The sequence below is a fragment of the Bacillus xiamenensis genome, from assembly GCF_000300535.1.
In the GTDB taxonomy this organism is placed as follows: Bacteria; Bacillota; Bacilli; order Bacillales; family Bacillaceae; genus Bacillus; species Bacillus xiamenensis.
Genome location: NZ_AMSH01000087.1, coordinates 1 through 9,181, shown reverse-complemented (window position 1 = coordinate 9,181; position 9,181 = coordinate 1). Strand labels below are relative to the sequence as shown.

Annotated in this window: 2 protein-coding genes; both read left to right on the top strand. The window is 45.3% G+C overall.

All coding sequences use genetic code 11. The features are described 5' to 3' along the window. Positions 1–191: 191 nt before the first annotated feature. Positions 192–1,577 (top strand): condensation domain-containing protein, encoded by a 1,386-nt coding sequence (locus BA1_RS17465; RefSeq protein WP_337459926.1) that lies wholly within the window; start codon positions 192–194, stop codon positions 1,575–1,577. A 19-nt stretch (positions 1,578–1,596) separates the two neighbouring features. Continuing rightward, positions 1,597–9,181: amino acid adenylation domain-containing protein (locus BA1_RS17460; RefSeq protein WP_008361832.1), on the top strand; the 7,585-nt coding region annotated here is incomplete at its 3' end.

The following is a 9,181-nucleotide window of genomic DNA, read 5'->3' as shown; positions in this document are numbered from 1 at the left end:
TTGCGGAGCTTCGCCCATATATCGAAGAAGCAGACCTTCTCACAGCAGATCAATCACCGGTCGAAGGGGAAGTCATTTTAACACCGATTCAGCGCTGGTTCTTTGAACGGAGGTTCGAAAATCAACACCATTGGAATCTCTCGATGATGCTTCATGCGACAACATGACAAAAAGCTTTCTAATTGTAAGTCATTTTAACACCGATTCAGCGCTGGTTCTTTGAACGCAACTTTAGTAGCCAGCATCATTGGAACCAGTCCGTTATGCTCCATTCGCCAAATGGCTTGGATGAGGCAATTGTTAAGCAGGTGCTCGAGCAGCTGATGATCCATCATGATGCCTTGCGAATGGTTTATCCAATAGAAGAAGGACGCATTATCCAGCGTCATCGAGGAGTAGAGGAAAACAATGTAGCAGTTGACGTGATAGAAGTGAAAGGGGAGCTATCACAGCAAATTGTGCAGGTGGAAAAGCTGGCAAATGAAGCGCAGGCGAGTATTTCTTTAACAGAGGGACCATTAATAAAACCTGCTATTTTCCGAACGGATCAGGGAGATCACTTATTGCTAGCGGTACATCACCTTGTCATTGATGGTGTGTCATGGCGTATTTTCCTTGAAGACTTCATGGCTCTTTATGAACAGTCGAAACGCGGGGAAGCCCTAACACTTCCTGAAAAAACACATTCATTCCAAGAATATGCCCAAAAGCTGACAGAATACGCTGTTTCAGACGATCTGCTAGCGGAAAGGGCCTATTGGAAAAAGGTACTTGCGCATTCAATCACGCCGCTTCAGAAGGATCATGTCACGGAGGATCAAAGAATGCTGCATACGAAGACAATCCGCTTTACTTTGTCTGAAGAGGAAACAGAAAGCCTGCTGACGGATGTACATGAGGCTTATCATACGGACATAAATGATATTTTGCTGACAGCATTAGGATGGTCCATGAAAGAGTGGACAGGTGAAGACAGACACTTGATTCACCTTGAAGGACACGGAAGAGAGGAAATCCTTCCAGCGGTTAATGTGTCACGGACAATCGGCTGGTTTACGAGCATGTATCCCGTGTTACTAGATATGTCGCATACAGACGATCTTCCTTATCAAATCAAATATTTAAAAGAGGAACTCAGGCACATCCCGAACAAGGGAATCGGTTATGGCATTTTAAAATACTTAACGCCTGACAAGATGAAAAGTGATATTGCATTTGATGTCACACCAGAAATCAGCTTCAACTATCTCGGTCAGTTTGATGAACAGATCGGCGGCGGTGAGCTGAATCGATCCGCGTGGCATGCAGGACAATCGCTGAGCCCTGAATCAGAGAAACCTCATGCGTTAGATATTGTTGGATTCGTAGAACAAGGCATGCTCCATATGACGATTTCATACAATCAACTTGAATTCGAAGAGCGTACGATGGAGCAATTCAAGGAACTTCTAGAAAAGAACGTGAAGGCCTTAATCTCACATTGTGTATCACAGGATGAGACTCAGATCACACCTAGTGATGTAGGGGATGACGATCTTACCATGGATGAACTTGAAAAGCTGATGGATATATTTTAAGCAAACGAAGAGGTGAACTATGAGCAAACAGAAGATTCAAAAGGTATATCCTTTAACGCCAATGCAAGAGGGCATGCTGTATCATGCCATGCTAGATCCTAATTCCTCCTCGTATTTCACACAGCTAGAGCTTGGAATAAGAGGAGAATTCGATCTCGATCTTTTTGAAAAAAGTCTCAATGAGCTCATACGCACATATGACATTCTCCGTACAGCCTTTGTATATCAGCAATTACAAAAGCCTCGTCAGGTTGTATTGGCAGAACGTCATTTAGAGGTGCATAGAGAGAATCTATCTCACATGAATCATCAGGAACAGCAAAAGGTACTAGAACAATATAAAAAGCAAGTGAGAAAACAAGGCTTCCACTTAACGAATGATCTGTTATTGAAAGTCGCTGTTTTCCAGCTAAATGAAACAAACTGGCATCTCATTTGGAGCAACCATCACATCATCATGGATGGTTGGTCCATGGGTGTTTTGATGAAAAAGCTGTTTCATTACTATGAATCTTATCGAAACGGCAAAACGCCGGATCGCTCACAAGGTAAACCTTATGCAGACTATATCCAGTGGCTTGGAAAGCAAAATAAACAAGAAGCGGAAGGCTATTGGAAGGAGCGTCTAGCTGGTGCTGTTCAGCATCAAGGACTGCTGCATCAGAAAGAGACGGGCGGACAATACGACCATCAGGAATGGACGTTCACATGGGATGCTGAAATGGTCAATACCATTCAAGAGGTCGCAAGAAATTGCCAAGTGACACCGCCAAATATGTTTCAGGCTGTCTGGGCAGTTCTTTTAGGCACATACCATGCGGCAGATGATGTCACTTTCGGAACAGTCGTATCAGGAAGACCGCCAAGTGTGTCTGGTATAGAACGTATGGCAGGGCTGTTTATTAATACGATACCAGTCAGGGTGACAATAGATCAGGCGTACACCTTCAAACAGCTGTTTCAAAAGGTTCAAAAGCATGCGCTGGAAGCGGAAAACTATGATTTTATGCCACTTTATGACATTCAGCAGCAGACAGCCGCTGGAGGACAGCTCTTCGATCACTTGGTTGGGTTTGAGAACTATCCTTTAGATCAAGAGCTATCTGGTGACACCATGTCTGCGCGTCTAGGTTTTTCGATTGATGTAAAAGACGGATTTGAGCAAACGAATTTCGATCTAAATGTACTTGTATATCCAGGTGAAACATGGACATTGAAAATCAAATACAATGCGAAGGCTTTTGAAGAAAAGGTCATTGAACATATATCGAAACACCTGACCCATCTCATGAAGCAGATCATCCACAACCCGGAAATTCGCCTTCATGAAGTGACATGTATCACAGATGAAGAAAAACAGCAGATTGAAGCTTGGAACAAGACAGGTCGAGATTATCCGAAGCATCTGTCTATTCCTGAGCTTCTTAAAGAACGCATTCAAACGCAGCCAGATCATCTTGCATTAGTCGAAGGAGATCGGTCATTTACCTATAAGGAGCTTGGCCAAGAAATTCATCGCATAGCTGGCAGCTTGGTGGCTGAAAACGGAGTAAAGTCCGAGGATGCCGTTGCTGTGTATATGAACCGATCAGCAGATGCAGTGCTGTCCATATTAGCAGTTCTTCATGCAGGTGCTGCTTACGTACCAATTGATCCATCCCAGCCTGAGGAGAGAATCCGATTTATGCTTGAAGACAGCGGCGTATCGATTTTGCTCTATGCTGACAGTCAGCCGCCAGCTCATGAAGGCATCCAAGCTGTCAATGTGTCAGAGCTGTCTAAGCGTTCACACGTGCCATTGTCAGTCCAGACGTCTCCTGCGCAGTTGGCGTACATCATGTATACGTCAGGATCAACTGGCCAGCCAAAAGGTGTTCAAATTGAGCATCAGCATATTGTGAGATTAGCATGTTCTCAGGAAAAATTGAGTTTGAACGTGTCGGATCGTATGGCGCATACAGGTGCAGTCAGCTTTGATGCGATTACCTTTGAAATTTTCACGACATTGTTAAATGGGGCGACGCTTTATCCTGTTGACCGTGACACGTTATTAGACATCAATCGATTTGAACAATTTATCCAAACTCATCAGATCTCGGTGCTCTTTTTAACGACTGGATTATTTAATCAGCTCGCTCAGCAGCGGCCGCAGATGTTTAAAGGGTTGTCCAAATTGATCACAGGTGGTGATGTGATCAATGTGAAGAGTGCAGAGCTTGTGAAAAAGAGTCATCCATCACTTGTCTTGCTGAATGCATATGGTCCAACAGAAAACACCACCATCTCGACCATTTACGAGGTGAGAGGGGATGAAACGGGCACAATCCCAATTGGTCAGCCGATCAATCATTCGTCCGCTTACATTTTAGATGACAATCAAAGGCTTCAACCAATTGGCGCGCCAGGAGAGCTGTATGTTGGCGGTGATGGCGTCTCAAGGGGATATCTCCATCGCCCAGATTTAACAAAGCAAGCATTTATCGCGGATCCTTTTAGGCCTGAAGGACGTTTGTATCGAACAGGAGATATGGCTAGGTATAACTCTGACGGTCAGATCGAATTCCTAGGCCGGACAGATGATCAAGTGAAAATTCGCGGCTTCCGTATTGAGCTTGGTGAAATTGAAACGGTTCTTCAGCAAGAAATGGGTATAGATGATGCGGTTGTAATCGTCCATGAGTCTTCTTCAGATGAAAAAGAAATAACCGCATACTATACAGGCACGATCACAGAAGAAGAAGTGCGGACTCTATTCAATCGAGCGCTGCCTGCGTATATGGTGCCGCATCATGTCATGAAGCTAGAGGCTTTCCCGCTTACCTCAAACGGAAAGGTCGATCGAAAAGCATTACCAAAGCCAGACGAAGCGCATGGTGAAGACATCAAGATTCTTCAGCCTGAAACCGAGACGGAAAAGGCGCTTGCTCATATTTGGGAGGAGCTGCTGGGGAAAACGGTTGGAATAGACGAGCATTTCTTCATGGCTGGCGGGCATTCACTCAAAGCGATGATGATGTCAGCGAAGATTCAAGAAGTGTTTCAAAAGGAAGTTCCAATTCAACAGATTTTTGAGAAACCAACGATTCGCTCACTTGCGGCATCTATCGATCAGGATGGTGAACAAGAGCAGGTACATCCGATCTTGCCGGCAGCGCAGGCGGAGGACTATCCGGTGTCACCAGCTCAGCGCCGCTTATACATTTTGCAAACACTTGAACCTGAGAGCACGAACTATCATATTCCGATCGTCTTAACGCTTGAAGGTACACTTGATCATCAGCGGCTCAGCTCAGCGTTTGATGAATTGATTCAAACGCATGAAATCTTAAGAACGAGCTTTCATATGAAAGGGGAACACATTGTTCAAAGGGTGCATGAACGAGCTGCATTTCATCTTCCCGTCCATGTTGTAAAGGAAGAAGATGCAGAGGCGTTTCTTTCTGAACGTCAGGCGCCATTTGACTTGACAGCCGCTCCTCTCCTGCGAGCACAGCTGCTTAAAGTCAGTGAGGACCGTCATCTTCTAGTTGTGGAAGCACATCATCTGATTACAGATGGCAGCTCCATGAAGACGTTCATTCAAGATTTGGCAAAGGCTTATGATGGAGAAACGCTTGCAGAAAGACCGATTCATTATAAAGACTATGCTGTTTGGCAGTTAAGTGCAGAAGAAACGGAGAAACAGCGTGAGCATGAAGCGTATTGGCTGAAGCAATTCGAAGGAGATATACCGGTTTTAGATTTACCAACAGACTACCCGCGTCCAGCGGAACGTGATTTTTCAGGAGAACGGGTGATGTTTGGCTGTGATCAAGCGACGACTCAGCGCATTCATGAATTGCTTCAGAAAACGGATACGACCTTGTACATGTTCTTATTATCCGCCTTTCAAGTGCTGCTCGCTTCCTATAGCGGGCAGGAAGATATCATCGTTGGTTCGCCTGTTGCAGGGCGGACACATCCGGATATACAGGATATGCCGGGGATGTTCATCAATACCATTGCGATGCGCGGGAAACCTGAACAAACCAAGTCGTTTTTACAGCTGCTTGAAGAAATAAAAGAAACGAGTGTAGCTGCTTTTGCACATCAAAGCTATCCGCTCGAAGAGTTAATTGCGCGTCTTCCGCTTGATCGCGATACAACCCGGAGCCCGCTCTTTAGTGTTTCGTTTAATATGCAGAACATGGAGATTCCGGCTTTAAAGCTCGGCGATCTGAACATTTCGCCTTATGCTATTCAACATCGCTCGGTCAAATTTGATCTGTCTCTAGAAGCATTTGAACGCGAGGGAGAATTAAAGCTAAGTCTTGACTATGCAACGGCGTTATTTAAAGAGGAGACCATCCGCCGTTTTGGAACACATCTTCTGACGATTATTCGTGAGGCGGTTTTACATCCAGATGAACAGATCGGCTTGTTCAATCTATTGGATCAACAAGAGCAAATGGAGCGTTTGGAGAAAAGAGACGATGGACAAACGAGTCAGCATGAGCCATTCCATGTGCAATTTTCTCGTCAAGCAAAGGAAACACCTGATGCCATGGCGGTCATGGATGATCAAAGGAAGCTCACCTACCGTGAACTTGAGGACATGTCGAATGCACTGAGCGGTGAACTGAAGGCTCAAGGCGTAGAGAAAGAAAGCACTGTGGCGCTCATCCTTGATCGCTCTGTCTATGTCATCGTATCGATGCTCGGTGTGATGAAAGCAGGCGGTGCATTTGTGCCAATTGATCCGGCTTTTCCTGCGGAACGTATCCGCTACACATTAGAAGATTCAGGGGCACAAGTCATCGTGACAAATGAGTCTCTGCTCGATTCCGATCAGTATCACAAATCAATTCAGGTGGTACATGTTGAAAAAGCAGTGCGTCAAAACCATTCGCTAGACCTGCCGGAAGTATCGGTTGATCAGCTGGCTTATGTGATTTATACGTCGGGTACAACAGGGAAGCCGAAGGGCGTACAGCTCACGCATCGTAATCTATCTCATTACGTCAACTGGCTGACCAATGAGGTGACAATGCAAGAATGTGATCGAACCGCACTGCTGTCTTCTTATGCATACGACCTTGGTTACACAAGCATTTTCCCTGTCTTAAAAGCAGGGGGTGCACTCTATGTTCCTCGTGAAGACGTGTATACAGACCCTGTGTGTCTCATGCGTTTTATTGATGAACAAGAGCTGACTTATATCAAAATGACACCATCCTTATTTCATATGATGGCAGACTCTCCGCAGTATGCATTTGATGCTTTGCGCCTTGTTGTACTTGGAGGAGAACCCATTGTTCCTAAGGATGTTGAGACATTTATGAAGCACCATCCTTGCGTGGCAGTGATGAACCATTACGGTCCGACGGAAACAACCATTGGTACAGTCACCAAGCTGATCACACCGCATGAGCTGGATGCTTTGAAGGAGCGTTCTTTAATCGGAAAGCCAATTGCTCACACAAGCGCGCTTGTATGCAATCGTGAGCATCGCCTTGTCCCATATGGCGCACCGGGTGAGCTCTATATATCAGGCGAAGGCGTGTCGAGAGGATATTTGAACCAGTCTGAATTAACAGCAGAGCGTTTTCTTGAAAATCCATTTTTCCCTCAAGAGCGGATGTATCGAACAGGGGATTTGGTCAGACAGCATGCAAATGGAGACATTGAGTTTCTTGGAAGAGTAGATGACCAAGTGAAAATTCGCGGCTATCGAATTGAGAAACAAGAAATTGAGCATGCCGCACGGGCACTTTCATTCATTCAAGAAGTGTATGTCAAAGTGATTCACATGACCCGTTTACCAGAGCTAGCGTTATATTATACAGCGCCTGAACCTATTGGAACACTGGTGTTTAGAGAAAAGCTTTCAGAGACACTGCCTGATTATATGATTCCAACCTATTTTGTCAAAGTGGATCATATTCCGCTTACACAAAACGGCAAGGTGGATGCGAAGTCTCTGCCGCTTCCTCATGAGGCACATATGAGCCGCACAGTTCACGCAGCAGCAGAAACAGCGCTTGAGCAGGCGCTTTGTGATATTTGGTCAGATGTTCTTGGAATTGAGCAAATCAGTGTTCATGACCATTTCTTTGAATTAGGGGGGCACTCTCTCAAAGGCATGGTGCTCATATCAAAGATGCAAGCTAAGCTGAACAAACATGTGCCACTCAAAGTCCTTTTTGAAAAGCCAACCATACGGGCGATGGCGGCATATTTGGAAGAAGCTGATTCTGCGGCGGTCACAGCCATTCAGCCAGCGAAAAAGCAAGACTTCTATCCTGTCTCGTCTGCACAAAAGCGGATGTACGTGTTACAGCAGCTACATCCAGAAGCAGTCACCTACCATATGCCAGCAGTGTTAATGATGGAAGGAAACCTTGACCTGAAGCAGCTAGAAGAAGCACTTCAAGCATTAATTGACAGACATGAATCATTGCGGACAGCCTTTGTTGAAATTGACGGTGTCCCAGTTCAAAAAGTATATCGACGTGTGCCGTTTACGTTAGAGGTTGTTGAAGTAGAGAGCGGTCAGGAACAATCTGCCATAGAAGCATTCATCACACCATTCTCATTACACCATGCACCATTGATGATGGCGAAGGTGGCAAAGCTTTCTGATGAGAGATATATGTTCATGATGGATATGCACCATATTATTGCAGATGGTGTCACACGTGGTCTGCTCATTCAAGAATTGGCCGAGCTGTATGAGAAAAAGGCATTACCGCCAGTTCAGCTTCACTACAAGGATTATGCGGTGTGGCAACAGGAAGAAAAGCAGCAAGCATTGCTTGAAAAACAGAGGCAGTATTGGCTGGAGCAATATGCACAGCCGCCAGAGGATTTGGTGCTTCCGCTTGATTTTCCGCGCCCTAGTGTTCAGTCATTTGAAGGAGATCGAGTCGATAGATGGCTGTCTGCTGAAAAGACGCAGCACATCAAAGCGCTTATGGCTGAAAAAGGTGTGAGCCTGAACATGGTCATGCAAACGGCCTTTACTCTTTTCCTTCATCAATTAACTGGGCAGACAGACATCGTCATAGGTGCTGTGACGGCTGGACGTACGCATGCGTCACTCGAACGGATTCCAGGCATGTTTGTGAATACACTAGCTCTTCGGCATGAAGTTCAGCTAGAAGAAACCGCCGAGCACCTGCTTGAAAAAATCAAAGATCACAACCTATTAGCCTATGAACATCAAGCGTTCCCGTTTGAGGAATTGGTTGCGCAGTTAGATCTTCCGCAAGACACGAGCCGTAATCCGTTGTTTAGTGTCATGTTGACAACAGATGATCGTGACCTGACGTTACCGAATTTAAATGGGCTAAAGCTTTCGCAAAAGCAGCAAGAAACGGTTCATGCAAAATTTGATTTAACGCTCGGTGTCTTTGAGGAACAAAATCAAGTGGGTCTTCGCTTTGAGTATGCAGCGGCACTGTTTAAAAAGAGTACCATTCAGCGCTGGAGTCGATACTTTGAACAAATCATAGACGAACTGATGGCGAAGCTGAATCAGCCAATCTCAACACTATCAATCTTAACGAAAGAAGAAAAGCAAGACCTACTGAATGAATGGTCAGGGCCAGTCCTAGACGTCCCGT